Annotated in this window: 24 protein-coding genes; 7 read left to right on the top strand and 17 right to left on the bottom strand. The window is 68.8% G+C overall.

Translation table 11 applies throughout. The features are described 5' to 3' along the window. Positions 1 to 6: 6 nt before the first annotated feature. The 3 genes from ACW7G3_RS11490 to ACW7G3_RS11480 all read right to left on the bottom strand — a co-directional run bounded on the left by ACW7G3_RS11490 (position 7) and on the right by ACW7G3_RS11480 (position 4966). The gene (locus tag ACW7G3_RS11490; protein WP_456982867.1) at positions 7 to 2364 is read right to left on the bottom strand and encodes an ATP-binding protein; all 2358 of its coding nucleotides are present in this window, start codon (positions 2362 to 2364) and stop codon (positions 7 to 9) included. A 38-nt stretch (positions 2365 to 2402) separates the two neighbouring features. Next, positions 2403 to 4217, bottom strand: coding sequence for an EAL domain-containing protein (locus ACW7G3_RS11485; protein ID WP_456982866.1), 1815 nt, complete (start codon positions 4215 to 4217; stop codon positions 2403 to 2405). A 161-nt stretch (positions 4218 to 4378) separates the two neighbouring features. Beyond that, positions 4379 to 4966: a DUF4126 domain-containing protein gene (locus tag ACW7G3_RS11480; protein WP_456982864.1), complete on the bottom strand. Its 588-nt coding sequence runs from the start codon at positions 4964 to 4966 to the stop codon at positions 4379 to 4381. 154 nt (positions 4967 to 5120) lie between these two features. Between ACW7G3_RS11480 and ACW7G3_RS11475 the strand changes: the two genes are divergently transcribed. From ACW7G3_RS11475 to nudC, 3 genes are read left to right on the top strand one after another with little or no spacing between them, the layout of a single operon-like run. Continuing rightward, a complete protein-coding gene (locus ACW7G3_RS11475) occupies positions 5121 to 5816 on the top strand; it encodes a DUF6776 family protein (protein ID WP_456982862.1) in 696 nt (231 codons plus the stop codon). A gap of 32 nt (positions 5817 to 5848) precedes the next feature. Beyond that, positions 5849 to 6226 (top strand): iron-sulfur cluster insertion protein ErpA, encoded by a 378-nt coding sequence (erpA, locus tag ACW7G3_RS11470; RefSeq protein ID WP_456972988.1) that lies wholly within the window; start codon positions 5849 to 5851, stop codon positions 6224 to 6226. Positions 6227 to 6264: 38 nt separating this feature from the next. After that, positions 6265 to 7140 carry an NAD(+) diphosphatase gene (gene nudC, locus ACW7G3_RS11465; protein ID WP_456982861.1) on the top strand — a complete coding sequence of 292 codons (876 nt, stop codon included), beginning with the start codon at positions 6265 to 6267 and terminating at the stop codon, positions 7138 to 7140. Between the two features lie 138 nt (positions 7141 to 7278). Here nudC and ACW7G3_RS11460 read toward each other — a convergent pair whose 3' ends face one another. Continuing rightward, positions 7279 to 9198, bottom strand: a complete 1920-nt coding sequence (locus tag ACW7G3_RS11460; protein WP_456982860.1) for an MFS transporter — start codon at positions 9196 to 9198, stop codon at positions 7279 to 7281. A gap of 180 nt (positions 9199 to 9378) precedes the next feature. On the opposite strand from ACW7G3_RS11460, the gene ACW7G3_RS11455 reads away from it, so the two are divergent. Next, positions 9379 to 9717 carry a hypothetical protein gene (locus tag ACW7G3_RS11455; RefSeq protein WP_456972994.1) on the top strand — a complete coding sequence of 113 codons (339 nt, stop codon included), beginning with the start codon at positions 9379 to 9381 and terminating at the stop codon, positions 9715 to 9717. A 9-nt stretch (positions 9718 to 9726) separates the two neighbouring features. On the opposite strand, the gene purD is transcribed toward ACW7G3_RS11455, so the two are convergent. From purD to prmA, 5 genes are all read right to left on the bottom strand, one after another. Continuing rightward, complete coding sequence (gene purD, locus ACW7G3_RS11450; RefSeq protein ID WP_456982858.1) at positions 9727 to 11031, bottom strand: phosphoribosylamine--glycine ligase; 1305 nt, start codon at positions 11029 to 11031, stop codon at positions 9727 to 9729. A 101-nt stretch (positions 11032 to 11132) separates the two neighbouring features. After that, positions 11133 to 12722 (bottom strand): bifunctional phosphoribosylaminoimidazolecarboxamide formyltransferase/IMP cyclohydrolase, encoded by a 1590-nt coding sequence (gene purH, locus ACW7G3_RS11445; protein WP_456982857.1) that lies wholly within the window; start codon positions 12720 to 12722, stop codon positions 11133 to 11135. Positions 12723 to 12725: 3 nt separating this feature from the next. Beyond that, positions 12726 to 12998 carry a DNA-binding transcriptional regulator Fis gene (fis, locus tag ACW7G3_RS11440; RefSeq protein ID WP_456973000.1) on the bottom strand — a complete coding sequence of 91 codons (273 nt, stop codon included), beginning with the start codon at positions 12996 to 12998 and terminating at the stop codon, positions 12726 to 12728. A gap of 125 nt (positions 12999 to 13123) precedes the next feature. After that, entirely contained in the window at positions 13124 to 13645 is a 522-nt protein-coding gene (locus ACW7G3_RS11435) for a DUF3426 domain-containing protein (protein WP_456982856.1), read from the bottom strand. Between the two features lie 582 nt (positions 13646 to 14227). Beyond that, positions 14228 to 15151: a 50S ribosomal protein L11 methyltransferase gene (prmA, locus tag ACW7G3_RS11430; protein WP_456982854.1), complete on the bottom strand. Its 924-nt coding sequence runs from the start codon at positions 15149 to 15151 to the stop codon at positions 14228 to 14230. Positions 15152 to 15329: 178 nt separating this feature from the next. Between prmA and ACW7G3_RS11425 the strand changes: the two genes are divergently transcribed. Both ACW7G3_RS11425 and ACW7G3_RS11420 read left to right on the top strand, forming a co-directional pair. Next, complete coding sequence (locus ACW7G3_RS11425) at positions 15330 to 16310, top strand: hypothetical protein (RefSeq protein ID WP_456982852.1); 981 nt, start codon at positions 15330 to 15332, stop codon at positions 16308 to 16310. Next, positions 16307 to 16759 (top strand): hypothetical protein, encoded by a 453-nt coding sequence (locus ACW7G3_RS11420; protein ID WP_456982851.1) that lies wholly within the window; start codon positions 16307 to 16309, stop codon positions 16757 to 16759. The genes ACW7G3_RS11425 and ACW7G3_RS11420 overlap by 4 nt, the downstream gene beginning before the upstream one ends. Here ACW7G3_RS11420 and accC read toward each other — a convergent pair. The 6 genes from accC to cutA form a co-directional block, all read right to left on the bottom strand. Continuing rightward, on the bottom strand, positions 16742 to 18109 hold the full coding sequence (gene accC / locus ACW7G3_RS11415; protein WP_456982849.1) for an acetyl-CoA carboxylase biotin carboxylase subunit: 1368 nt from the start codon (positions 18107 to 18109) through the stop codon (positions 16742 to 16744). The genes ACW7G3_RS11420 and accC overlap by 18 nt on opposite strands. Before the next feature lie 8 nt (positions 18110 to 18117). Then, complete coding sequence (gene accB / locus ACW7G3_RS11410) at positions 18118 to 18606, bottom strand: acetyl-CoA carboxylase biotin carboxyl carrier protein (RefSeq protein WP_456973011.1); 489 nt, start codon at positions 18604 to 18606, stop codon at positions 18118 to 18120. A gap of 53 nt (positions 18607 to 18659) precedes the next feature. Continuing rightward, the gene (aroQ, locus tag ACW7G3_RS11405) at positions 18660 to 19112 is read right to left on the bottom strand and encodes a type II 3-dehydroquinate dehydratase (RefSeq protein ID WP_456973013.1); all 453 of its coding nucleotides are present in this window, start codon (positions 19110 to 19112) and stop codon (positions 18660 to 18662) included. Positions 19113 to 19265: 153 nt separating this feature from the next. Continuing rightward, positions 19266 to 19865 (bottom strand): TlpA disulfide reductase family protein, encoded by a 600-nt coding sequence (locus ACW7G3_RS11400; RefSeq protein WP_456982847.1) that lies wholly within the window; start codon positions 19863 to 19865, stop codon positions 19266 to 19268. Next, the gene (locus ACW7G3_RS11395) at positions 19862 to 22216 is read right to left on the bottom strand and encodes a protein-disulfide reductase DsbD domain-containing protein (RefSeq protein WP_456982845.1); all 2355 of its coding nucleotides are present in this window, start codon (positions 22214 to 22216) and stop codon (positions 19862 to 19864) included. The genes ACW7G3_RS11400 and ACW7G3_RS11395 overlap by 4 nt, the downstream gene beginning before the upstream one ends. 8 nt (positions 22217 to 22224) lie before the next feature. Then, a complete protein-coding gene (gene cutA, locus ACW7G3_RS11390; RefSeq protein WP_456982934.1) occupies positions 22225 to 22563 on the bottom strand; it encodes a divalent-cation tolerance protein CutA in 339 nt (112 codons plus the stop codon). Between the two features lie 196 nt (positions 22564 to 22759). On the opposite strand from cutA, the gene ACW7G3_RS11385 reads away from it, so the two are divergent. Further along, positions 22760 to 23233: an acyloxyacyl hydrolase gene (locus ACW7G3_RS11385; RefSeq protein WP_456982843.1), complete on the top strand. Its 474-nt coding sequence runs from the start codon at positions 22760 to 22762 to the stop codon at positions 23231 to 23233. Here ACW7G3_RS11385 and alr read toward each other — a convergent pair. Then, on the bottom strand, positions 23230 to 24312 hold the full coding sequence (gene alr, locus ACW7G3_RS11380) for an alanine racemase (RefSeq protein WP_456982842.1): 1083 nt from the start codon (positions 24310 to 24312) through the stop codon (positions 23230 to 23232). The genes ACW7G3_RS11385 and alr overlap by 4 nt on opposite strands. A 20-nt stretch (positions 24313 to 24332) precedes the next feature. Further along, complete coding sequence (locus tag ACW7G3_RS11375) at positions 24333 to 25619, bottom strand: D-amino acid dehydrogenase (protein WP_456973328.1); 1287 nt, start codon at positions 25617 to 25619, stop codon at positions 24333 to 24335. Positions 25620 to 25744 lie beyond the last annotated feature (125 nt).

Genomic DNA, 25744 nt, shown 5'->3' with positions numbered 1-25744 from the left:
TTCCGGTCAGATGGCGGCGTCGCTGCGCGAGCGCAGCTGGCGCCGGGCCCTGCCGAACTCGTTGACCACCACCGCCACCGCTACCGCCGGGCGCTCCAGCTTGCCTTCGCGCGCGCCCTGCTCAACCCGCCTGGCCGCGGCCGAGAGCAGCATGGCTCCCAGGTTGGCGCTGGACGATTTGAGCGAATGGGCAGCGTCGCGCAGGGCAGCGTAGTCCGGTTTGGAGGCGGCGATCTCCAGCCGCGCGAGCAGCTTGGGCGTATCTTCCAGGAACAGGTCAATCAGGTGTTCGACCTCGTCTCCGAGCATGCTGCGAAGTTCATCCAGCACTTCTTCATCGATCACCGGTGGGGGCGGCGGCCTGGTGGTTGAAGTCGGGGGGACAACCGGTGTGGGTGCCACAACTGCTGGTGTCGCCTGCGTCTCCTGGGCGTCATCTTCAGCAAGATCTTCCCCGTCCGTGTCCACCTCATCGACAGGGGGCATATCCGGGTTCCACCAGTGATAGATGCAGCGCTCCAGCTCGCTGCGGGTGACCGGCTTGGGCAGGTAGTCGTCCATGCCGGCATCCAGGCATTTCTGGCGGTCGCCGGCCATGGCGTTGGCGGTCATGGCGATGATTGGCAGGTGGCGCCCCGAGCCGGCTTCGCTCTCGCGCCACTGGCGGCTGGCGGTGTAACCGTCCATCACCGGCATCTGGCAGTCCATCAGCACCAGGTCGTAGCGCGATGCGGACATGCGCAGCAGCGCGGCCTCGCCGTTGCCGGCGGTGTCGCAGGTGATGCCGAGCATGGACAGCAGGCGCTGGCCGACCATGAGATTGACGGGGTTGTCTTCCACCAGCAGCACCCGGGGGGTACGGGCAGGGCGGGCGGGCGCGTCGGCTGCGGCAGCCGTTTCCGCGGCAGGTGCAGTCTGGCTCTCTGTCGGCTCCAGGTAATCCACGTCCACGGCCATCAACGGGCGGCTCTCCGGCTCGCCTACCAGGGCAGCGCGCAGGTCGGCGTCGGGCGCCTGACGGCTGAGCACGGTGGCGCTGCGGCGCAGCTCTTCGGGCACTTCATCGTCTCCATACAGGCAGACCAGCTGGAGATCGCCGTAGATGGCCTGGCGGCCGAGGTTGCGGTGCAGGGCCAGGGCCGTGTGGCGCATGCCGGCCAGGTCCGCCAGCACGATCGAATAGGCCCACGGTGCGCCCTGGCTTGCAGCGGTACGTAAGCGGTTGAGGGCTTCCTGGGTGGTTTCCACCGTGCTGACCCGCAATCCCCAGTTGGGCAACAGCATGGACAGGCGCAGGCGCAGGCGCGGATCGGCGCTCAGCAGCAGCAGGCGGCCGCCATCGGCAAGCCGCTCATTGGTGGGCATGTCGCCCTGGACCTTGAGCATGGGCACTTCAAACCAGAAAGTGGCGCCCTGGCCGGCCTCCGAGTCCACCCCGATCTGCCCGTCCATCAGCTCCACGATGCGCTTGGAAATGGCCAGGCCCAGGCCGGTCCCGCCGTACAGGCGGGTGGTGGAGGCATCGGCCTGGTTGAACGCCTGGAACAGGCGCGGCTGCGCCGCCCTGGAAATGCCTACGCCGGTATCACGCACCTCGAACCGCAGCTGGTGCTGGGCCGTGCTTTCCCCGATGCGGTGCACGTTGACCGTGATCGAGCCGCGTTCGGTGAACTTGACCGCGTTGCTGAGCAGGTTGCCCAGTACCTGGCGCAGGCGGACCGGGTCGCCGCGTACCGGCAGGCGAACGCTGGAATCGATCTGCAGGTGCATGCGCAGGCCCTTGCTCTGCGCCGGACGCTCCATCATCTGGATCACTTCCTCCAGCAGCTCACGCACGTTGAAGGCGGTGCTTTCCAGCTCGAGCTTGTCGGCCTCGAGCTTGGAGTAATCGAGGATGTCGTCAACGATCCGCAGCAGATGCTGGGATGACGTGTGTGCGGTGCGCACCAGTTCGGCGTGGTCCGCGGCCAACCGTGCATGCATCAGCAGGTCCAGCATCGGCACGATGCCGTTGAGGGGCGTGCGGATCTCGTGGCTCATGGTGGCCAGGAACTCGCCCTTGGCCATCACAGCGGCCTCTGCGGTGCGCTTGGCGTGGCGCAGCTGCTGTTCCAGCTCGGCGTGCCGGGCAAGCTGCTGTTCCAGCTCGGCGCGCTCGGCCTCGCTGTGGCGCATCTGTTCCTGCGCCTCTTCGATCTCCCGATCGTAATGCTGCATGAAATAGGTCGTTGCGCAGAGGGCGAACGCCGCCAGCAGCGTCAGCACCAGCGCGATGCCTTGCCACGGGCCGGCCAGGCCGAAGAAATCCAGCAGCAGCATGATGGCCGCGCCGCAGGCTGCACCCAGGGCGAGCCAGCGGAGCATGAGGGCAGACGGGCGGGTCCTTGCCAACGTTTGCATGATCAGAGCACCGAGTCGTGAAAGTCGAAGTCCAGGTCACCTGCTGCCTGTTGCACCAGGTTGCCCTGGATGAAATCAATGCCGCTCATCCACAGCGTGGCCGCCGCCTGCGGGTCCTCCACCTGCTGGCCGATCACCAGCAGGCCCAGGCGATGCGCGCGTTCTACTGCTTCCCGCATGCGGTCGCGTACTTCCGGCTCACCCAGCCTGCTGGAAAAGCCCGGGGTCAGGCGTACGAAGCTCAGCGGAAGCTGTGGCAGCAGGGTGTCGATCTCGCCGCCCGGTTCGTAACGGCCCAGGCACAGCTGTACGCCGGCAGGCACCATCTTGGCGCTGAATTCCTGCAGCGCGATGGCCTGGATCAGTGCGTCATCCTGCTGCACATCGATCACCAGCGAGCCTGTTTCCACCCCGGCTGCGGCCAGCGCCTCCAGCAGCCATTCGGCATAGCTGATGCGTGCGAGGCTGGCAGCGGACTGGGACACGAACAGCCGCACACCGGCGCCGGAACGCTGTTGGCGCTGCAGCACGGCGATCGCCTGCTCGAGCACCTGGCGGTCGATCTCGTGTACCAGCCCAGCGGCCTCGGCGATCGGCAGCACCTGCGCCGCGGTGAGCTGGTTGTCGTCGGCGTCGCGCAGCCGCATCAATACCTGGTACTGGGCTTCGTCGCCGCCGGCCACGGCTACGATCGGCTGGAATGCCAGCTCGATCCGCCGTTCCGCCACGGCGCTGGCCACCTGCCCGGCCAGGCCGCTGGCCTCCTGCTCCGGGGCGGCGGATGGCGCGTACACACCGATGCCATGCGACTGGGTGCGGGCACTGCGAAGAGCCTGCTCGGCCGCGGTGAGGGCATCGCCTGCATTGGCGAACGCCCGGGTGATCTCTGTGCAGCCCACGCAGGCGCGAAGGCGAGGCCCATGCTCGTCACCTTCTTCCTGCCGTGCCAGCCCGTCACGCAGCTCGCGGGCGAATTCGTCGATATCCAGCGCCTGGCCGGCGTGGACCAGGAAGCTGTTGTCGTTGATCCGCGCCGCAGCATGTTCGCCGGCCAGACCGGCAATCCGGCGGGCGGCCGCGTCCAGCAATTCTTCCAGCGCGCTGTAGCCGAGCCGTTCGCGTAGCGCAGCCATGCCTTCGATCTCCACCAGGTACAGGCTGCCGGAGTCGTTGGGGATGGCCGCGGCCAGGCGCTGGAACATGCGCGACCGGGTAAGCAGGCCGGTATCCAGGTTGCCGTTCGCGGCGGCACGCTGCGCCTGCTGCTGGCGCGTGCGCATGATGCGATTTTCCACCGCGGCGATCAGGTGGCGCGGACGCACCGGCTTGGACAGGAAGTCATCGGCGCCGATCTCCAATACCTCGAACTGGCGTTCGGGGTCCGGGTCTCCGGTCAGGAACACGATTGGCGTGTGGGCCAGGGTGGGGTGGGCGCGGATCATGTCGGTCAGCTCGGCGCCATCGATGGCCGGCATGTGCAGATCCATCAGCACCAGGTCCGGGCGCATCGACTCGAGCGTCTGCATGACCTGGGCCGGATCCGAGATCGCCCGGGCCTGGATGCCGGCACCGGCCAGCACCGACTCGGCGAACAGCGCCTGGCTGCGATCGTCTTCCACCACCAGCACGCGATACGGCGGCTCACCGCTCTCCGCCGCTGCCGCAGCCGGACCGGAACCAGTGGCGCCCGCGACGTGGCCGTTGCCGGCATCGCTATCCAGTGCAGGCGACGTGGGCGGGCCAGCATCCGCGCCCCAGCGTCGCCAGTACCGCGCCGGTGGAAATTCGGCGCGGGGAATGTCGTTGGAAGTCCCCATTGTTCGACTGTGCCGTGATTGACCGGTGCAGGCAACTGTCTGGAGCAGCGGCCTGCAAACCGCTCAGCTGAGCTGCCTGCTCCCCGAGTGCAACGCGGATTATGTGCAGTTCCGGTCGGAAGTTCCGTGCGCCGGTCCGCATTCGGGCTGTGCCGGAAAACTCAGGACGGAGTGACGGCCTGCCGCGGGCGACGCCTGAAAATCCAGCGCCAGATCCACCACACCAGCAACGCGCTGGAGATGCCGATGGCCAGTACCAGTGCCAGGGCGAGCCACGGATAGGCAAGGGCCAGGGCAAGCGCGCCGACCACCACGACATCCTCGGAGATCGATGCGGCCCAGTTGCTGACCGGCTCTGGTGAGGTGTTGAGCATGGCGCGCGAGCCGGACTTGAGCACGTGGCTGACCAGCGCCACGCCGCCGCCAGCGACCAGCATGCCGGCCCCCAGTTCGCCATCCGGAGACAGCGCCGCTGCGGCCAGGAAGGCGCCCGCCGGCACCCGGGCCAGGGTCTGCAGCAGGTCCCAGACCGAGTCCACGCCTGGAATCTTGTCGGCCAGGAATTCGGTGGCCGCCAGCGCGCCGGATACGCCCAATACCCAGGGCGAGGTGGTGGCCTGCAGCGCCTCGGGCAGATCCAGCCAGCCAAGGGCGCCCGCCAGGCCCACGCCGAAGACGGTCAGGTAGGCGCGGATCCCAGCCAGCCAGGCCAGTAGGATGCCGATTGCGAACAGGTGTGCCTCGGACATGTGCGTCTCGGTGGCAGCGGAGCGGACCGCCTTCCCGGCAAAGTATAGGCAACCGCACATGGGCCGGTACCGGGCCAAGGCGGCTGAATGCCGTCGAACCCGGCTGGCCAGGGTCAGGTGTGCCGGCACGCCCCACGGGCGATATCATGGCTGGATGGACAATGGCCAGCATTCCGAGGGAGAGCGGCGAGATCTCCACGTCAACTGGGTCTATGGGCTGCTTGCCCTGGTCCTGCTGTTGCTGGGCTTTGGCATCTGGGGCGTCCTGACTGTGTTCGGGGGCGGGGGTGAAGACCCGCGGGCGCTGCAGGAGCAGGTGGAGGCGCTGGAGCAGCGCGTGACCACCCTGGCCCGCTCCGACCAGATCAGCCGCGAGGCCAACCGCGAACTGCAGGGTGCGCTGGCCGAGCGGGAAGAGCAGGTGGCCGGGCTCAGGGCCGAGGTGGCCTTCTACGAACGTTTCGTTGGCTCGACTGCCCAGCGCCGCGGCCTGACCGTGCACGAGCTGCAGATCCGTCCCGGTGAGGGCCGGGTGTGGCACTTCGCCGCCACCCTGACCCAGAACCTGGATCGCGGCCAGGCCAGCGAAGGCGGCCTGACCCTGGCGATCGAAGGCAGCCGCAACGGCCGGCTGGAGCAGCTGGAGTGGTCTGATCTGCGCCAGCACGATGAAGCGCCAGCGGTGGAGTACTCGTTCAAATACTTCCAGCAGGTGGAGGGCGATATCGTGCTGCCGGATGGTTTCACCCCGGTACGCATCACGGTTCGCGCCGCGCCGGCTCGCGGTGAAGCGGCGGAACAGTCGTTCCCCTGGGCCGATGCGACGGGCCGTTCCACCCCCACACCTTGAACCGGGGCCTCCGGCCCCCCATCCTGAGCACCATGGATATCGTAGGTCTCCCCGAAGCCGCCCCCGGCTACCAGTCCCTGCAGCGCCCGATCGACTTCACCCCCGCAGCCGCGGCCAAGGTGAAGGAACTGGTCGAAAGCGAAGGCAACCCTGAACTCAAACTGCGGGTCTACATCCAGGGCGGCGGCTGCTCCGGATTCCAGTACGGCTTCGAATTTGACGAAGAGCAGGCCGAGGACGACCTGGCCGTGGACACCGACGGCGTGGTGATGGTGGTCGATCCGCTCAGCCTGCAGTACCTGATGGGCTCGGCGGTGGACTACGTGGAGAGCCTGCACGGCGCCCAGTTCACCATCCGCAACCCCAACGCCAAGACCACCTGCGGCTGCGGCTCAAGCTTCACCATGTAGCCCCTTGCCGGCGGCGCCGGCCGTGCGATGATGGCGGCATGTCATTCGCCTTCGTCGGGGCGCCGCTCGACCGCGCCGAACACCTGCGCAACGAACCCTCCGCGCTTGCAGCCCTGTGGCCGCAGGCGCGATTGCTGCTGCTTGATGCGGACGGCAATGCGCTTACCGCCGCCGACGATGCACTGTTCACGGTGGAATGCGCGGCCGTGGCCGTTGCCCTGCCGGAGGATGCGGTGTTCCTGGGCCTGCACGGTGAGCGCGGCTGGTTTGCGCTGCCGGCGGAGCAGGCTGGGATCGAGGCCGAAGGGCGGATCAACCTGCGCGCCGCGGCAGCGCTGTGGCCGCTGCGCGAGGCCACTGCCTTTGCCCAGGCGCGAGCGGTGCTGCACTGGCGCTCCCGGCACCGCTTCTGCGGCGCCTGCGGCGGACCGCTGGCCTTTGCCCGGGCGGGTTGGCTCGGCCACTGCGCGCGCTGTGCGATCGAACACTACCCGCGCACCGATCCGGCGGTGATCGTCTCGGTCTCCGATGGCGAGCGTCTGCTGATGGGACGCGAAGCCACCTGGCCCGCGCGGCGCTGGTCGGTGCTGGCCGGCTTCGTGGAGCCCGGCGAGACCCTGGAGCAGACCGTGGAGCGGGAGGTGTTCGAGGAGTCGCAGGTGCGGGTGCGTGCGAGCCGCTACCTGGGCTCCCAGCCGTGGCCGTTCCCGTCCTCGCTCATGCTTGGTTTTGAAGCCGACGCAGAGCCGGACGAGCCGGTTCCCAACACCGATGAGCTGGAAGACGTGCGCTGGTTCGGGCGCGAGGAAATCGGCGCCGCCCTGCGCGGCGAGACCCAGAACGAGGGCATCCTGCTTTCACCGTCGGTCTCGATCTCCCGCTGGCTCATCGAGCGCTGGTACCAGGGCAGCTGACCCATCCCACTGTAGGAGCGCGCCATGCGCGCGAAACCGCGTGACGCATGGCCACGCGGCGTGGTTTCGGCCGGATAGCAGGTTCCGACGCCTTGTCCCAGGCCAGGATTCACGCGGCTTCGCGCGCATGGCGCGCTCCTACGGGAGGTCGCCGCGCAGCTTTTTGACCAGCGTTTCCAAACCCGCCGCGTTGGCGTCGGCGCCCGCGATCGGCGGGCCGGCGGCGACGCCGATCCGGGCCCGCAGCCGGCGTGGCATCCGCATTCTTCCCAGACGGCCGGCCTCGGCTGACACGCTGCGCCGGCTCCACATGCTCGACCACATGTTGCGCAGGGCCATCGGCACCACCGGCACCTGCTGCCCGCGCGCGGCGGCGCGTTCGACGATGCGCTCGATCCCGCGCCGGAACGGAGCGATCCCGCCGTCCGCGGTCAGCCGGCCCTCGGGGAAGATCAGTACCAGCTCGCCCTCGGCCAGGGTGCGGTCGATCTCATCCAGCGCGAGCTGCATCAGGGCCGGGTCTTCCTTCTCCGGCGCGATCGGGATCGCGCGCGCGGTGCGGAAGATCCAGCGCAGCAGCGGGATGTCGAAGATCCGGTGATACATCACGAAGCGCACCGGTCGCGGCGTGCTGGCCGCCAGGATCAGCGCGTCCATATAGCTGACGTGGTTGCATACCAGCAGGGCGGGGCCTTCGTCCGGCACGTGCTCCTCGATGCCTTCGATCCGCAGCCGGTACAGCGTGCGTACCAGCAGCCAGCTCAGAAAGCGCATCAGGAACTCGGGCACGATGGTGATGATGTACGTCGCCACCATCAGGTTGGCGATGGCCAGGGCCAGGAACATCTGCGGGATGCTCCAGTCCAGGTAGCGCTGCAGGGCGATGCCCACGATGGCGGCCGAGACGATGAAGGCCGCGTTCTGGATGTTCATGCCGGCGATCACCCGCGACAGCTCGTTGCGCGGCGAGCGGCTTTGGATCAGCGCGAACAGCGGCACCACGTAGAAGCCCACGAACAGACCGATACCGGTCAGGTCCATCACGATCCGCCAGCTGCCCGGCGCGGCCAGAAACCCGCCCACGCCCAGTCCGGCGACCAGCGCTTCGCCGGGCCGGGCGAAGTACAGGTCGATCATGAAGGCGCTGATGCCCAGCGCACCCAGCGGCACCAGCCCGATCTCCACCGTGCGCGCCGACAGCTTCTCGCACAGCAGCGAGCCCACCCCCACGCCCACCGAGAACAGCGCCAGGGCGAAGATGTAGAGGCCCTGTGCGCCGCCCAGGTTGACCTCGGCATAGGTGGGCAGCTGGGCGGTCAGCATGGTGCCGATGAACCAGAACCAGGACACCCCCAGCACCGCGTTGCGCACCGCCGGCACGCGACGGGTGAGCTTCCAAACCGCGATGTTCTCCGGGATCGGGTTCCAGTTGACCTTCAGCGACGGATCGCCGGCATCGACTTTGGGAATGGTGCGCGCCACCAGGTTGCCGAACACCGCCAAGGCGATGACCGACGCGGCCGCGGCCTCCGGCCCCCAGCTTCCGGCCACCTGGAACACCAGCCCGCCGTAGATCATCCCGCACAGGATCGAGATCGAGGTGCCCATCTCGACCAGGCCGTTGCCGCCGGTCAGCTCCTCGGGCTTGAGCACCGAGGGCAGGATCGAATACTTCACCGGTCCGAACAGCGCCGACTGCAGGCCGGTGCCGAACAGCGCCACCAGCAGCACGACCATGTTCGACGTCAGGAACCCGATCGCGGCGGTCGCCATGACGAAGATCTCCATCGTGGTGGTGACCACGATGAGCTTCTGCTTCTCCATCCGCTCGGCGACCTGCCCGGCGATCCCGGAAAACAGGAAGTAGGGCAGGATGAACAGCGCCGGCGCGAGGTTGGTGTAGAGCGTGCGTTCTTCGCTGCTCACGCCGAGGAAAAACAGCAGGCCGATGATCGCCTGGCGGTAGACGTTGTCGTTGAATGCACCCAGCGCCTGCACCGTGAAATACGGCAGGAAGCGGCGCTGGGTCAGCAGGGAAAACTGGCTTTGACCGGCCATGCAGGGCTCCTTGGCGAACCGGCGGAGACTACCAGAGCGCGGTTGCGGTCACTGCTGGAGGGCCCGGTTCCGGACGCAATGTGGTGCAGTGCACGATTGCAGGCCGGGGCGAGGCCGTGTTAGACGGGAGTTGCGCCGGCAATGCAGCCGGCGCCGCAACAGCTGACGGGAGAAGGCTGGATGTCCGAAGCATCAGTACCGCGCGCAAAGCCGCTGGTGGATGGCAAACCGGGGGGGTGGATGGGACCGGCTGCCTGCGCGGTGGCCGGGGCGATGGCGCTGGCAATCCCTTTGCTGTGGGCCCGTGGACCCGATCACACCTTGGGCGACACCCTCGCTTTCGCGGCCTGGGCCTGGGTATTGCTGGGGGTGCCGCTGATGGCGGTGCTGGTGATCGGTGGTGTGGGCGCCGCGCGCCAGGGCAAGGAGCCGAAGCTGCTCGGCGCCCTGCAGTGGTTTGCGGTGGGCATGGCTGCCGCCGTGATCCTGGTCGAGATTCCCTGCCTGCTGCGCGGATAGCAGGCGGCTTCAGCCGCGCTCGCGTTCGATCGCCCGCCAGCCGATGTCATGGCGGTGGAATTCGCCGTGCCAGGAGATCCCGGCCACGGCCGAATAGGCGCGCTGCTGCGCCGCTTCAACCGTGTCACCCAGTGCACAGACGCACAGCACGCGGCCGCCGGCGGTGACCGCGTGCTCGCCTTCCAGGCGGGTGCCGGCATGGAAGATCTTGCTGTCTTCCGGCTCGGGCACGTCCCAGGCGTTGAGGGTGTCGCCGGTGCGTGGGGTGCCGGGATAGCCTTCGGCGGCCATCACCACGCCCACCGCCGGGCGCGGATCCCACTGCGGTTGGACTGACTCCAGGCGGGCATCGATCCCGGCCTGTACAAGCTCGGCGAAGTCGGACTGCAGCCGCATCATGATGGGCTGGGTTTCCGGATCGCCGAAGCGCACGTTGAACTCGATCACCTTCGGCATACCGTCACTGGTGATCATCAGGCCGGCGTAGAGGACGCCGGTGAACGGCGCGCCGTCGGCGGCCATGCCGCGCACGGTCGGCTCGATCACCTCGCGCATGATGCGCGCGTGCAGTTCCGGGGTGACCACCGGCGCCGGAGAATAGGCGCCCATGCCGCCGGTGTTGGGGCCGGTATCGCCATCGCCCACGCGCTTGTGGTCCTGGCTGGTGGCCATCGGCAGCGCGGTGCTGCCATCAACCATGGCAATGAAACTGGCCTCCTCGCCTTCCAGGAATTCCTCGATCACCACGCGCGAACCGGCCTCGCCGAAGGCGTTGTCCGACAGCATGTCGGTCACTGCCGCTTCGGCCTCGACCAGATCGGCGGCAACGATCACGCCCTTGCCCGCGGCCAGACCGTCGGCCTTGATCACGATGGGCGCGTCCTCGCCATTGCGGGCGGCGTGGGCCTTCAGGTACTCCAGCGCCGCCACGGCGTCGGTGAACACCTCGTGGCGGGCGGTGGGAATGCCGTGGCGGTCGAGGAACTCCTTGGCGAAGGCCTTGCTGCCTTCCAGCCGGGCGGCCGCTGCGGTGGGTCCGAAGACAGCCAGGCCTGCTTCGCGGAACCGGTCCACGATGCCCGCCACCAGCGGCGCTTCGGGACCGACCACGGTGAAGGCCACGGCTTCATCGCGCGCCAGTGCTTGCAGGCCGTCCAGGTCGGTCGCAGACACGTCCACGTTGCGGCACCTGTCCTCGGTGGCCGTGCCGGCATTGCCAGGTGCGACCAGCACTTCGGACACCCGCGGCGACTGCGCCAGCTTCCAGGCCAATGCATGCTCGCGGCCGCCGCCGCCGATGACAAGAATTTTCACGGTGCCGCTCCCGATGGACTCGCGTGCATTCTACCGTCGCCTCCGCACATCAAACGTGCGCCGCGCACGTTCAAGCGCGGCGACTTCCGCGAGGGCGGGACTCAGTGCCTGAAGTGGCGCACCCCGGTGAACACCATGGCGACGCCGTGCTCGTCCGCTGCCGCAATCACCTCGGCGTCGCGCATGGAACCGCCCGGCTGGATCACCGCCTTGATGCCGGCCTCCGCCGCCGCATCGATACCGTCGCGGAACGGGAAGAACGCGTCGGAAGCCATCACCGAGCCCTCCACCACCAGCCCCGCGTCCGTGGCCTTGATGCCGGCAATGCGCGCCGAATACACGCGGCTCATCTGACCGGCACCCACGCCAATCGTGCGGCTGTCCTTTGCATAGACGATCGCGTTGGACTTGACGAACTTGGCCACCTTCCACGCGAACAGCAGGTCGGCAAACTGGGCGTCTGTCGGCGCCAGCTTCGTCACCACCTGCAACTCGTCGCGGGTGACCACGCGGTCGTCGGCGGTCTGCATCAGCAGGCCCGAGCCGATGCGCTTGGTGTCCATGAAGCCGGGCGCGGCCGCGGCCATCGGGATGCGCAGCACGCGCACGTTGGCTTTCTTCGTGGCGTATGCCAGCGCGCCGTCCTCGTAGTCCGGCGCGATCAGCACCTCGACGAACTGGCGGTCGAGGATGGCCTTGGCGGTGGCCGCGTCCAGGGTGCGGTTGAACGCGATGATGCCGCCGAAGGCGCTGGTCGGATCGGTACCGTAGGCCGCCTCGTAGGCCTCGCCGCAGCCGCTGCCCACGGCCACGCCGCAGGGATTGGCATGCTTGACGATCACGCAGGCCGCGGCGTCGAACTGGCGCACGCACTCCCAGGCGGCGTCGGCGTCGGCGATGTTGTTGTAGCTCAGCTCCTTGCCCTGCAGCTGCTCGAAGGTGGCCAGCGAGCCGGGCGCCGGATGCAGGTCGCGGTAGAACGCGGCCTGCTGGTGCGGGTTCTCGCCGTAGCGCAGGTCCATCACCTTGACGAAGCTGCCGTTGGCCTGGGCCGGGAAGGCGCTGCGCGCCGGCACCGCGGCGCTGGTGTCGGTGACTGCGGACAGGTAGCTGCTGATTGCCGCGTCGTACTGGGCCACGCGGTTGAACGCGGCCACCGACAGGGCGAAGCGGGTGGCAGCAGAGAGCTCACCGTGGTTGGCTTCCAGCTCGGCCAGCAGGCCGGCGTACTGGTCCGGCGAGGTGGCCACGGCCACGCGGGCGAAGTTCTTGGCCGCGCTGCGCAGCATCGCCGGGCCGCCAATGTCGATGTTCTCCACCGCGTCGGCAAGTGTGCAGTCGGCCTTTGCGGTGACCTGCTCGAACGGGTACAGGTTCAGCACCAGCAGGTCGATCGCGCCGATGCCGTGCTCGGCCATCACCGCGTCATCGATGCCGGCGCGCCCGAGCAGGCCGCCGTGGACCACCGGATGCAGGGTCTTGACCCGGCCATCCATCATTTCGGGGAAGCCGGTCACTTCGGACACGTCACGCACCGCAAGACCCGCCTCGCGGATCGCCTTCGCGGTGCCGCCGGTGGACAGCAGCTCCACGTTGCGCGCAGCAAGCGCGCGGGCCAGTTCAATCAATCCGGTCTTGTCGGACACAGACAGCAGCGCCCGGCGGACGGGCAGGCGGTCAAGGGTGGTCATGGGTCAGCTCAGGCCGTATTCGCGCAGCTTCCTGCGCAGGGTGGCGCGGTGGATGCCGAGCATGCCGGCGGCACGGCTCTGGTTGCCATCGCAGTGATTGAGCACCTCTACGAACAGCGGGATCTCAAGCTCACGCAGCGCGATCTGATACAGGTCGTCAGCGCCACTGCCGTTGAGGTCGCGCAAAAGACGCCGCACCGATCGGGCCACATGGTCGCGCAGGGGCGTCCGCGGGCCGGAGAGGTTGGCGGCTTGGGAGCGTTCGGAGGAGTCCAATGGTTCTTCCCGGTGATGCGTTGCAGCGCTTGCCGCCAGCGACGGCGGCCGCGAGGCGGCCGGGGGTGCGGCAAGGGGCCGGCCAGTCTATCCCGCCGGGGCGGCAGGCGCCAATACGTCGAGCCTCAGTGGAAGCGGAAGTTGAAGGCGACGGCGTGTGGTGACGGCTCCACGATCTCCAGGCCGATCGCAGCGGCCTCGCCACTGGCCAGGGTGATGTTGGCCGGCGGCTGGAGCAGGTATTCGGCCGGCTCGAAGGTGCGCATGCCCAGAGCTCGACCATCGATGTCGGACAGGGTCAGGGTGATGCGCGGCCAGGCCTGGGCCCGGCCCGCTTCGTTGCGGATGGTGGCGCTGACCCGGAGCACGCCGGGGCGGCCGTCCACCGGGCGCACGTCGCGCTGCTGCACGGTGATGGCCGCCGGCTCGCGCCAGGCGGGCAGCTGGCAGCGCACCACGGTGCACAGCGCGGCGACCACCGGCCGCCATGCGGCGTGACTGGCCATGTGCGCGCGCTCGGCCAGCAGCAGCTGGATTACGAGCAGCAGTGCCAGTCCGCCGGCGGCCGCGATGAGTCGCCAGCTGGACGTGACTTTGCTGTCCGGGCGCGACAGCGCGAAGCGCGGCGCCGAGCGAGCGGCCGGCACGGTGGCTGTGGGGACGGAGTCGGCAGCCGAAGAGTCGGGGGCTTCTTCAGGTGCTTCCGGGGCTCCGGATCCTTCAGGGAGTTGCAGAGCATCAGGGGCTTCAGCCGCCGCGGGGGATCCGGGAGGGTCCGGATGCGGTTGGGCGTCGGTCAGTGTGTCCGGGCTGATGGGGGGCGGTTGTGGTGCGGTGGGCGCAGGGTCCACCGGGGTGGCCGCGCCGACGACCCCGTCACCAGGAGGTGTCGAGGGTTGTTCCGCCGCGGCGTCGGGTGGGGGATGGGGCTGCCCCGGTTCCACATCTCCGTCCGGTTCGGACGCCGGACGCGAGGGACGGAGCGGCACGAAAACGGCAGGCGCCGCCCGCCCAGTGGCCGGAATGGGCGTGGCCGCTGCCAGCGGGGGTGCGACGAATGTGGGAGCCGCAGGGGTGGGCGGCGCCGGCGCGGCTTCGCCAGCTGGACTGTCAGGTTCGGCCCGCAGCCCGGCCCCGCAGCTCGGGCAGCGCTCGGGCGGCAGGTCGGTGGCGAGGTTGGTGGCCACCAGCGCGCCACAGTTCGGGCAGTTGATGAACATGGCGCCTATTCAATCACGCCGGCGCACCGCATCGATGCGAACCCAGTCTCCTTCCCGGGCCAAAGCCAGGTTTTCGAACCAGGGCCGGTAACGGCGCAGCAGCGCTTCCTCCTGGCCGTCGAGGATGCCCGACAGGGCAATGCGGCCGCCGGGCGCGGTGCGCTCGGCCAGGGTGTCAGCCAGGCCGTCCAGGGCCGAGGCAAGGATGTTGGCGACCACCACCGGGAAGGCGCGGCCGGGCGTTTCCTGCGGTGGATACAGGTCCAGCGTTGCGGACAGGCCGTTGCGTTCGGCATTGTCCCGACTGGCGGCGAGCGCCTGGGGGTCGTTGTCCACACCCACCGCGCCGGCGGCGCCCAGCCGCAGCGCGGCCAGGGCAAGGATGCCGCTGCCGCAGCCGTAGTCGAGCACCTCGGCACCGTCCAGCGCGCCCTCATCGGCCAGCGTGTCCAGCCACTGCAGGCACAGTGAGGTGGTGGGATGGGTGCCGGAGCCGAAGGCCAGGCCGGGATCGAGCCGGATCACGGCCGCGTCCGCGTCCCCTGCCGCTTCGGGCAGTTCGTGGTTCCACGGCACGATCCAGGTGCGCCGGCCGAACTGCAGCGGTGCGTAGGTGTCCATCCAGACCCGCTCCCAGTCCTGGTCCTCAATGATCTGGAACTGCACCCGGGACCAGTCCAGCTCCGGGTCAAAGGCTTCCAGCGCTGCCAGCAGCAGCAGCCCGTTGGCGTCGTGGGGAAACAGCGCGCTCAGCGACAGCGAGCGCCACAGCGGCGTTTCGCCCACGCCCGGCTCCAGGATCGCCGACTCGTTGGTGGTGTCGGCATCAGCGTCGAGCAGGGTCACGGCCAGGGCACCAACGTCTTCCAGCGCGCGCTCGTAGCGCGGTTGCTCGGATTCGCTGCAGCGCAGGGCCAGTTCCAGATAGGGCATGGAGCTTTTCCGCGAAAGGGGGGAGAGGCGGGCATGGTGCGGTGCGCGGCGCACGGGGTAAAGCCGGGGGCCGTGGCGGCGCGGTCACCGACGGCCGTCAAGGCTGACCGGCGGGTTTGTTTTACCATCCGGTGTTCCGGAAACGCGACCGGAACGGTCGCCGCGATTGCGATACCCGATGGACATGGTCCTTAACCGGCCCGCGGTGCTGTTTGCACTGCTGGCATCGTTGCTGCTGGCGCTGCTGTATGCCCTGTGGGGCGATGGCGGCGGCGCCGTGCCGGGTGTCGATCCGGTCGGCGATCCGGCCGCAGCGATCGCCGGGCGTTCCGGCGGGCTGTCGCTGCAGGGAGCCGGTAGCGCACGGCGCATGCAGGCTTCCGTATCCAGCTCGACGGCCTTTCCCGCAGCCCCGGTTCATGCCCGGCCGCAGGGCCTTGGCGAGGCGTTTGAAGCCGCCGACGACCTGCATGCCTTCGTGCACCGGCTGCTGCCCGCGGCGATGGCCGGAGATGCCGGGGCTGCGTGGATGGTCAGCAGGGTCTACGACTATTGCGCCGCGCACGCCACGGATCCGGCCGGCTTCGCCCGCGATACCGCCCAGTTGGGTCGCATGGGGCTCACGACGTCTGCATCGATGGTGGCGGCGCGCGAGCGGGTGGCGCATCGCTGCCGGCAGTTTGCGCCCATCGACGGTATCGACCGTGAGCTGGTGCTCTGGTACCGGGTGGAGGCGGCCGAAGCCGGCAGCCTGGCGGCCGAGGCTGCGCTGCTGGCAATGGGCGAGCCGCTGGATGAAGAGGCGGATTACCGGCGCGACCTGGTGGATCGGGTCCAGGCCTCGGGCGATCCGGAAGCATTCTCCGCGCTGGCACCGGCCATGGGCCTGGCCGCCAGTGGGGATCCCGCCTATGCCGGCCAGATGGCCGGCACGCCGATGGCCGAGCTGGCCTGGCAGCTGGGCGCCTGCGCGCTCGGACTGGACTGCGCCCAGGAAGGCGCACTGATGACTTCCTACTGCGCGAACGGGGGCATCTGTTCCCGCGATGCGCGCCAGGATTTTCCCGCATTCGTCCACGACACCGCGGTCCCGCGGCGTGGTCGGAATGCACTTGATGAAATGGTTGGCTCGCTGTTGGGCGAGGGAGTACCGCGATGAAAAAAAACTACGCGATGAAGAAGAACTATCTGCCGCGTCTGAGGTTCTGGCTGTGGGTGGCCCTGTTCGGGGCCTATTCGGTGACCGCCCTCGGGGTGATGGTCCATGCCCTGGTAGGGGAGGAGCACGACAGCCTGTCGCAGGTGGCCGTGACCAGCGTGGATTCCGCGGCCGAGGCGCGCATCGGAGGCGCGGCCCAGCTCGCGGCGGTGTACCGGGCGCAGAGCGGCACGCCGTTCTCCGCGCTGCCACCGGGCAGCACGTTCAAGGTCATCTGGCCGGACGGTTCCAGCGAATACGTCACCGTGGTCAGCCAGTCGTCCAGGGCGGGCGTGCAGCTGCTGCCCGATACCCAGCTGCGGACCGGGGAGATGATGACCCCGGCGGGCGAGCTGCAGGCCGCGCCGGTGGTCATTGAAAACAGCGGACCGTCAGCTGATCGACAGTGACTTGTCGCGGCGCTCGGCCAGGCGCTTTTCCAGGTAGTGGATGTTCTGCCCGCCCTGCTGGAAGCCCACGTCGCGCATGATCCGCTGGTGCAGCGGGATGTTGGTCTTGATGCCGTCGATGACCATCTCACTCAGCGCCACGCGCATGCGGCAGATCGCCTGCTCGCGGTCCGAGCCGTGCACGATCAGCTTGCCGATCATCGAGTCATAGTCCGGCGGTACGCGGTAGCCGGCGTAGATATGCGAGTCCACCCGCACGCCCGCGCCGCCGGCGGCGTGGTAGTGCTCGATCATGCCCGGCGAGGGCAGGAAGCTGTCCGGATCCTCGGCGTTGATGCGGCACTCGATCGCGTGGCCGCGCAGCACCACGTCTTCCTGGCGGATCGACAGCGGGCGCCCCGAGGCGATCATCAGCTGTTCGCGGATCAGGTCGATGCCGGTGACCATCTCGGTCACGGGATGCTCGACCTGGATCCGGGTGTTCATTTCGATGAAGTAGAAGCGGCCGTTCTCGTACAGGAACTCGAAGGTGCCTGCGCCGCGGTAGCCGATGCGCAGGCACGCCTCCACGCACACCTGGCCGATCTCGGCGCGCTGCTCATCGGTGATGCCCGGTGCCGGCGCTTCTTCCACCACCTTCTGGTGGCGGCGCTGCATCGAGCAGTCGCGTTCGCCCAGGTGGATGGCATTGCCCTGGCCGTCGGCCAGCACCTGGATCTCGATGTGGCGCGGATCCTCGAGGAACTTCTCCATGTACACCACGTCGTTGCCGAACGCCGCCTTGGCTTCCGACTTGGTGGTGGAAATCGCGTTGGCCAGGGCCGCCTCGGTGTTCACCACGCGCATGCCGCGCCCGCCACCGCCGCCGGAGGCCTTGACGATGACCGGATAGCCGATCTCCCGGGCCAGCTTGATGTTGACCGCGGCGTCGTCGCCCAGCGGACCGTCGGAGCCGGGCACGCACGGCACGCCGGCTTCCTTCATCGCCTTGATTGCGGCGACCTTGTCGCCCATCAGGCGGATGGTCTCGGCCCTGGGGCCGATGAAGATGAATCCGGACTGCTCGACCCGCTCGGCAAAGTCCGCGTTCTCGGCCAGGAAGCCGTAGCCGGGATGGATGGCCTGGGCGTCGGTGACCTCGGCCGCGGCGATGATGGCCGGCATATCCAGGTAACTGCGGGCCGAAGGGGCGGGGCCGATGCACACCGACTCGTCGGCCATGGCCACGTGTTTGAGGTTGCGGTCCACGGTTGAATGCAGCGCGACCGTGCGGATGCCCAGGGCATGGCAGGCGCGCAGGATCCGCAGGGCGATTTCGCCGCGGTTGGCGATAACTACTTTGTCGAGCATGGCAGGCCTCAGCCGATCACGAACAGCGGCTGGTCAAACTCCACCGGCTGGCCGTTCTCGCACAGGATCGCAACCACGGTGCCGGCGGCATCGGCTTCGATCGGGTTGAACATCTTCATTGCTTCGACGATGCCCAGCGTATCGCCCACGGCCACGGCCTGGCCGACGGTGACGAACGGCGGCTTGTCCGGCGACGGGGCGGTGTAATAGGTGCCCACCATGGGCGAGGTGACCACGTGCCCGTCGGGCAACACCGGTCCGGCGTCGGCGGCTTCTTCAGCCGCAGTGGCGCGGCCGCCGGTGGCAGCCTGCACCGGCGATTGCATCGGCATCACCGGCTCATTGCGCGGGACCGCGATCATTGCCGGTGCGGCGTAGGCCGGAGCGGCCGGCGCGCGCGACAGGCGCACGGATTCCTCACCCTCCTTGATTTCAATCTCGGAAAGGTTGCTCGCTTCGAGCAGGTCGATGAGCTTCTTGATCTTGCGAAGATCCATGTCGGCCTCGTGAATATCTGTGGTTGATTGGGATGCTGATTCGGAATCAGGGGTCAGCGGTCGTTGCCGGCTTCAAGCCGGTCGATCGCGGCGGTCAGCGCCAGGGTGTAGCTGGTCGGGCCGAAGCCACAGACCACGCCCACGGCCAGGTCGCTGAAGTAACTGGTGCGGCGGAACGGCTCGCGCGCATGTGGATTGGACAGGTGCACCTCGATGAACGGGATGGCGACGGCGGCCAGCGCGTCGCGGATCGCCACCGAGGTGTGGGTGAAGGCGGCGGGGTTGATCAGGATGAAACCGGTGCCGTCGGCGGCAGCGGCCTGGATCCGTTCGACCAGCGCGTGTTCGGCGTTGGACTGGAACGCCTGCAAGCGGTGGCCGGCTGCGATGGCCTGTTCCTGCAGAGTGGCATCAATCTGCGCCAGGGTGGCGCGGCCATAGATCTCCGGCTCGCGGCTGCCGAGCAGATTGAGATTGGGGCCGTGCAGGAGCAGGAGGTTCGCCATCAGGGGACGGGTGCGGTGCCTTCGTCAAAACAGTCGCGCAGTCTGCGGCAAACCTGATATTCCTGTCCAGTTCGACGATGTTGCGGGATTTTAAGCGGTTGTTTGAGTTTGGCGGGTTTCCGGCCGCCGGCATGGGGCGTGGCCACCCGGGACTCAGTGCCGCGCCCATCCATCGATTTCGCCGTCCTCGAACGGCCCGATCCGCTGCTTGAGCACCCGCCCGTCGGCGGAGATCAGCACCGAATAGGGCAGCACACCGCGCGGGTTGCCGAGGCGGACGCCAGCGTCGGCGTTGCCGGGGCTGTCGATGCCCTGCGGATAGTCCACCGGCACCTGTGCAAGGAATTCGCGCACGGCCCCGACATCGTCCAGGGCGATGCCCAGCACCTGCACGCCGTCGCTCCCCTGGGAGCGGGCGAAGCGGTCCAGCTCCGGCATTTCCTCGATGCACGGCGGGCACCAGCTGGCCCAGATGTTGACCAGCAGCGGCCGGCCGGAGAAGTCGTCGGGCAGGGTCCAGTTGCCTTCATCCAGCTGCGGAACCGCAAATCGCGGCACTGGACCGCCGCGCTCGGCCACTTCCACGCCCTCGGGCACCGGCGGTGCGTTGGCCTGCAGCACCTGCTGGGCCAGGCGCTGGCCCGGTTCGGTGCGCAGCAGAGGGCCCGGTCCGCTCATCAACAGGCTGGCCACGATGCCGAACGTGCCGGCCGCCAGCGCCACCAGCAGGATCCTGGGAGTGGTCAGTTTCATTGGGCAGCCCTGTGCAATGCGCCGATGGCGATGTCCTCGGTCAGCAGGGCGGGCAGCACCTCGCCGGGCCCGCCGCCAGCGGAATAGACCACGTACAGCGGCACGCCCACGGCGTTGTGTTCCTGCAGGAATGCGCTGATGTCGGGATCCACGTTGGTCCAGTCGCCGACCAGGTAGGCGGTGCCGGTGTCGGCCAGCGCGCTGCGGAACGGCTCGCGCGCCAGCACCCGCTGCTCATTGGCCTTGCAGGTCACGCACCAGTCGGCGGTCATGTTGACGAACACCGACCGGCCTTCGGCGCGCAGCGCTGCCAACCCTTCGGCCGACCAGGGGGTGCCGTGCACCTGGGCCTGTTCGGTGCCCGTCGCCGAAGGATCCATCCGCGCCACCGCGATCACCGGCACCAGCGCCACCAGCAGCACCGCCATGGCGAAGACCCGCCCGGCCAGCGAGCCCGTCCAGCGCTTGCGTTCGTACCACCACAGCCCCAGTGCCAGTAGCACCAGGCCCACGGCCACCAGCGCCATGGCGTCCACCCCGTGCTGGCGGCCAAGCACCCAGGCCAGCCAGATCGCGGTCAGGTACATGGGGAAGGCCATGAAGCGCTGCAGCGTTTCCATCCACGGCCCGGGCTTCGGCAGGCGCGAGGCCAGCGCGGGCACGAAGCCGATCAGCAGGAACGGCAGCGCCAGGCCGAGGCCCAGCGCCAGGAAGACGGCCATCGCCACCGGAGCCGATGCGGTGAACGCGAAGGCCAGCGCGCCGCCCATGAACGGTGCGATGCAGGGACTGGCCACCACGCAGGCCAGCACCCCGGTGAAGAAGTTGCCGGTGCGGCCGCCCCTGGAGGCCAGCTGCTGCCCGGCACTGCCCAGTCCGCCGCCGATGCTGAAGACGCCGGACAGGCTCAGGCCCACCGCGAACATCAGGTACACCAGCAGGGCAACAAACCACGGCTGCTGCAGCTGGAACCCCCAGCCCAGCGCGGTGCCGGCCGAGCGCAGGGCAAGCACCAGCGCGCCGATCGCCGCGAACGCGCTCAGCACGCCCAGCGTGTACCAGAGCGCGTGGCTGCGCGCCGTCGCCCGGCTGCCGCCGCTCCGGGCCAGTCCCACCACCTTCAGCGAGAGGATCGGCAGCACGCAGGGCATCAGATTCAGGATCAATCCGCCCAGCAGGCCCAGCACCAGGGCGCTCAGCAGGCCGCCGCGCGGCAGCGGGGGCGCGGTGCTGCGCACGGCGTTGTCGGCAGAGGCGTCGCCTGCGGCGATGGGCGTGGTGGTAGATGCGGGTTGCGCGGGTCCAGCGGCTTCCGGGCCGGCATCGGGAACGGGATTTCCGGGTGCCGCGGCCGGGTCCGGGTCCGGCGTAGCCGCTGGCGGCGCGGTATCGGCAGCGGTCGCCGGCGGTGTCGCGGTACTGGCCGGCAGAGCAACCTGCACGCTGCGGGTCATCGGCGGGTAGCAGATGCCCTCGTCCTGGCAGCCCTGGAAGGTCGCGGTCAGGGTGACTTCCGCGGCCTCGCCATGGCTGCGCCGCAGCGGCAGTGGCACGTCGATCTGGTCGAAGTACACCACCGTGTCGCCGAAGTAGGGATCGTTGTGGTCGACGCCCTCGGGCCAGCGCGGCTGGCCGGCCGCGATGCCCTGCGCGCCTTCGATGTTGAAGCTGCTGCGGTCCTGGTAGAGGTAGTAGCCGCGGGCAGGGGTGAAGCGCATCAGGATGGTGTCGCCATCGCCGACGATGGCTTCAAAACCGAATGCCTGCTCTTCGGGCAGCGGCAGCGGCTGGGTCGATCCATCCAGTCCGGTGCCAACCCCGGCTCCGCCCGCAGCGCTCCCCTGAAGCGAACGGCCAAGCGCGGCCAGGCCGTCGCCGCCCAAGGCTGGCGCGGATGTCGGCGTGGAAGTCGATGCGGAGGCCGCGGGCAGGTCCACGGTCACCGTGCGCGTATCGGGTGGATAGCACACGCCAATGTCGGCGCAGCCCTGGTAGCGGACCTTCAATTGGAGACGTTGGGTGCCGGGCCCGGCCTGGCCCTCCAGCACGCCGGTCACCTGCTGGCGGTAGGTCTCGACCTCGCCGAAGAATTCGTCCACGTGGGGAATGCCGGCGGGCCAGATCGCTTCGCCGCTGTCAAAGCCTTCGGCGCTGGCGCCCATGCGGTGCCGGTAGAGGTAATAGCCCTCGGCCACGTCGAAGCGGATCTCGATCCGATCGCGCGCGGGTGCCACCGCGCTGAGGCGGAACGCATCTTCGATCGGCAGCAGCTCATCCGGGTCAACGCCGGCGGCCTGGGCCGCGCCGCCCAGCAGGGTGGCGCCCAGCAGCAGGGCCCGCAAGCGGCGCATGAGCGGGCTCAAGCCTGCCGGTCCCCGCCGGTTTCGCTGGCGATCCAGTCCAGGTAGCCGGCAAGCCCGCCGCTGGATTCCAGGGCGATCACTTCGGGCAGCTCATAGGGGTGCAACTCCACGATGCGTGCGGTCACAGCGTCCAGGTGCCGCGGCATGGTCTTGATCAGCAGCATCACCTCGCTGCCGGTTTCCACCGCGCCCTGCCAGCGGTATACGGATTCGATTCCCGGCAGCAGGTTGACGCACGCCGCCAGCCGGCGTTCGACCAGGTCGCGTGCAATACGGTCGGCGCTGGCGCGGTCGGGACAGTTGGAAAGGCAGAGCAGGGCGGATGCCACGGACAGGTTGTGCTCGCACGTTGCGGTTGATCCCATTAGGGTAGCGCGAGAGAGTGGCGCTGACCTGTATGGAACGGTATGTCCCGGAGCGGGAACCCCGCGTATACATGGTGTTACAGCGGCGACGTTATAAGCTTGTGCACCCCGATGAACAGGGCGTCCGCGCGCCGCCGCCGCCCTCCCAGCCACAAGTACCGTCCCCATGCACAGACTGATCCGCCCCGCTTTTGCACTGATGCTGCTGGCCAGTGCCCCCCTCGCCCTGGCCCAGGTGGAGGTGGGTGCTGCGGTTTCGATCACCCGTGACTCCGAAACCACTGCCATCGGCGCGGTGGCCTGGCAGCCATATTGGCGCGATGCCTGGAATGGCCAGCTGCGCTGGGATATCGGCGCCATGTACGTGCATGGGCGCAAGGACACCCACCTGGACCTGGATGAGAACGTGGTGGTGGCCCATGGCGGACTGCGCTGGGAGCACCAGAGCGGTTTCACCGCCGGGTTCGGCGCCGGCCTGCAGGTCGGCCGCACCGACGCCCTGTCGGGCAATCCGCAGTTTGTCAGCACCGTGGGCTGGCGGTGGGACCGCTTCGCCCTGCTGGCCCGGCATATTTCCAACGCCAGCATCAAGCAGCCCAACGACGGCGAGACGATGCTGATGGCGACCTGGCGGTTCTAACCGCCGGACCGGTATACCCGCCGCACCCGCTTGAGTCCTGACAGCAGCCGGTAGGGGCTGGTGCCGGCGTGCGCGGCCACTTCGGCCACCGGCAGGCGGCTGCCCCAAAGCTCCACCTTCGTGCCCACCTGCGCCTGCGGATGATCGCTGAGGTCGATGGTGAGCATGTCCATTGAAACCCGGCCGATCAGCCGGCTGCGACGCCCGTCCACCAGCACCGGCGTGCCGGCCGGGGCGTACTGGGCGTAGCCGTCGGCATAGCCCATGGCCACCACGCCTACCCGGGTGGGGCGGTCGGTGACGAAGCCGCCGCCGTAGCCGATCGGTTCGCCAGCGGGCAGCTCGCGCACGGAAATGATTGCCGATTCCAGCGTCATCGCCGACTGCAGCGCCTCGGCCGGCGCGCACGGGGCGTCGAGCATGTGGGTGCCGTAGAGCATCAGCCCCGGTCGGCCCCAGCCGCGGCGCGCGTTTGGCCAGGCCATCAGGCCGGCGGAATTGGCCACGCTCACCATGGTGTCGGCGGGCAGGGCAGCCAGCGCCTGGTCGAAGCTGTGCAGCTGTTCCGCGGTGCGGTCCTGGCCCAGCTCGTCGGCGCGGGCGAAATGGGTCATCGCCACCATGCCTTCGACTCCGTCCAGCGCACGCACGCGCTGCCATGCGTCGGCGAACTCCCCGGGGGCAAGCCCAAGCCGGTGCATGCCGCTGTCGAGCTTCACCCACACCTGCTCCGGCTGTTGGCCCCCGTGGCGCTCCAGCGCCTCCACCTGCCAGGGTGAGGCCACCACGGTCCACAGGCGATGGCGTTCGATCAGCGGCAGCTCGTCGGCGGTGAAGAAGCCTTCCAGCAGCAGGATCGGCGCGCGGATGCCGGCCTCGCGCAGCTCCAGCGCCTCTTCGATGCAGGCCACGCCGAAGCCGTCGGCCTCGCTATCGAGGGCCTGCGCACACTGGACTGCGCCGTGGCCATAGGCGTCGGCCTTGACCACGGCCAGCGCGCGGCCGCCGGCCAGCTGCCGGGCGTGCCGGTAGTTGTGGGCGACGGCATCGAGATCAACCAGGGCACGGGCTGGGCGCATATCCGGATTCCTCCGGCGGCTCAGCGCCCGCCGGCCGGGATGGCCGGCCAGGGGCGCTCGTAGCGGGAGATGTCCAGGCCTTCCGGATCGATGGCCGGGGTGCGCCCGTCGACGAGGTCGGCCAGGTAGCGCGCCGAGCCGCAGGCCATGGTCCAGCCCAGCGTGCCGTGGCCGGTGTTGAGCAGCAGGTTGGAATAGCGGGTCGGGCCGATCACCGGCGGGCCGTCCGGGGTGGAGGCGCGCAGGCCGGCCCAGAACTCGGCCTGCTCCAGATTGCCGCCGTCCGGGTACAGGCTGCGCACCACCATCTCCAGGGTCTGGCGGCGGCGCGCCGGCAGCGACAGGTCGTAGCCGGACACCTCGGCCATGCCGCCGACGCGAATGCGGTCGTCGAAACGGGTGATGGCCACCTTGTAGCTCTCGTCCAGCACCGTGGAGACCGGCGCCATGTCCGGGTTGCTGATCGGGATGGTCAGCGAGTAGCCCTTGAGCGGGTACACCGGCAGGCGGATGCCCAGCGGTGCCAGCAGCTGCGGCGACCAGCTGCCCAGGGCCAGTACATAGCGGTCGGCGGTTTCAAGCTTCCCGTCGATGCGCACGCCGGTGATGCGGTTGCCGCCGGCCTGCAGCGCTTCGATCTGCTGGCCATGACGGAACTCCACGCCCTGCTGCTGGGCCATTTCGGCCAGGCGGGTGGTGAACAGGTGGCAGTCGCCGGTTTCATCCCCCGGCAGGCGCAGGGCGCCGACCAGGCTGTCGCGCACCTTCGCCAGAGCGGGTTCCACGCGGATGATGCCGTCCGCATCGAGCAGCTCGTAGCGCACGCCGTACTGCTCCAGCACGGTGATGTCGCGGGCGGCGGCATCAAGCTGCTCGCGGGTGCGGAACAGCTGGGTGGTGCCCAGGGTGCGCTGCTCGTATTCCAGGCCCACTTCGCGGCGCAGCTCGTCAAGGCTCTCGCGGCTGTACTCGGCCAGGCGCACCATGCGCGCCTTGCTGACCGCGTAGCGCGCGCTGGTGCAGTTGCGCAGCATCTGCCACAGCCAGCGGTACTGGGCCAGATCGGCGGTAGGGCGGATGGCCAGCGGGGCGTGGCGCGACAGCAGCCAGCCGATGGCCTTGGCGGGGATGCCCGGCGCGGGCCAAGGGGAAGCGTAGCCAGGTGAAACCTGGCCGGCGTTGGCGAAGCTGGTTTCCAGCGCCGGCCCGGGCTGGCGGTCGACCACGACCACCTCGTGCCCGGCCTGACGCAGGTACCAGGCGCTGGTAACGCCGACTACTCCAGAACCCAGAACCAGGATGCGCATGCTCATCTACTCTCGTGTAATGGTGACTATGCAGTTGGACCATCCAGTATATTTGCGACGGGGCAGTGATATTCCCCATTTGTTCTGGGTTCTGTGGTGAATAATCCCGGGAACACGTCTTTTGG

Source organism: Luteimonas sp. A478 (assembly GCF_054052025.1).
Note: the sequence above shows the minus strand (reverse complement) of the source record. Positions and strands in the feature narration are given on the sequence as shown.

Coding starts and splice junctions, on each gene's coding strand:
- ACW7G3_RS11490 (WP_456982867.1), bottom strand. CDS start 2,364: ATGCTCCGCTGGCTCGCCCTGGGTGCAGCCTGCGGCGCGGCCATCATG.
- ACW7G3_RS11485 (WP_456982866.1), bottom strand. CDS start 4,217: ATGGGGACTTCCAACGACATTCCCCGCGCCGAATTTCCACCGGCGCGG.
- ACW7G3_RS11480 (WP_456982864.1), bottom strand. CDS start 4,966: ATGTCCGAGGCACACCTGTTCGCAATCGGCATCCTACTGGCCTGGCTG.
- ACW7G3_RS11475 (WP_456982862.1), top strand. CDS start 5,121: ATGGACAATGGCCAGCATTCCGAGGGAGAGCGGCGAGATCTCCACGTC.
- erpA (WP_456972988.1), top strand. CDS start 5,849: ATGGATATCGTAGGTCTCCCCGAAGCCGCCCCCGGCTACCAGTCCCTG.
- nudC (WP_456982861.1), top strand. CDS start 6,265: ATGTCATTCGCCTTCGTCGGGGCGCCGCTCGACCGCGCCGAACACCTG.
- ACW7G3_RS11460 (WP_456982860.1), bottom strand. CDS start 9,198: ATGGCCGGTCAAAGCCAGTTTTCCCTGCTGACCCAGCGCCGCTTCCTG.
- ACW7G3_RS11455 (WP_456972994.1), top strand. CDS start 9,379: ATGTCCGAAGCATCAGTACCGCGCGCAAAGCCGCTGGTGGATGGCAAA.
- purH (WP_456982857.1), bottom strand. CDS start 12,722: ATGACCACCCTTGACCGCCTGCCCGTCCGCCGGGCGCTGCTGTCTGTG.
- prmA (WP_456982854.1), bottom strand. CDS start 15,151: ATGCCCTATCTGGAACTGGCCCTGCGCTGCAGCGAATCCGAGCAACCG.
- ACW7G3_RS11425 (WP_456982852.1), top strand. CDS start 15,330: ATGGACATGGTCCTTAACCGGCCCGCGGTGCTGTTTGCACTGCTGGCA.
- ACW7G3_RS11420 (WP_456982851.1), top strand. CDS start 16,307: ATGAAAAAAAACTACGCGATGAAGAAGAACTATCTGCCGCGTCTGAGG.
- accC (WP_456982849.1), bottom strand. CDS start 18,109: ATGCTCGACAAAGTAGTTATCGCCAACCGCGGCGAAATCGCCCTGCGG.
- accB (WP_456973011.1), bottom strand. CDS start 18,606: ATGGATCTTCGCAAGATCAAGAAGCTCATCGACCTGCTCGAAGCGAGC.
- aroQ (WP_456973013.1), bottom strand. CDS start 19,112: ATGGCGAACCTCCTGCTCCTGCACGGCCCCAATCTCAATCTGCTCGGC.
- ACW7G3_RS11400 (WP_456982847.1), bottom strand. CDS start 19,865: ATGAAACTGACCACTCCCAGGATCCTGCTGGTGGCGCTGGCGGCCGGC.
- ACW7G3_RS11395 (WP_456982845.1), bottom strand. CDS start 22,216: ATGCGCCGCTTGCGGGCCCTGCTGCTGGGCGCCACCCTGCTGGGCGGC.
- ACW7G3_RS11385 (WP_456982843.1), top strand. CDS start 22,760: ATGCACAGACTGATCCGCCCCGCTTTTGCACTGATGCTGCTGGCCAGT.
- alr (WP_456982842.1), bottom strand. CDS start 24,312: ATGCGCCCAGCCCGTGCCCTGGTTGATCTCGATGCCGTCGCCCACAAC.
- ACW7G3_RS11375 (WP_456973328.1), bottom strand. CDS start 25,619: ATGCGCATCCTGGTTCTGGGTTCTGGAGTAGTCGGCGTTACCAGCGCC.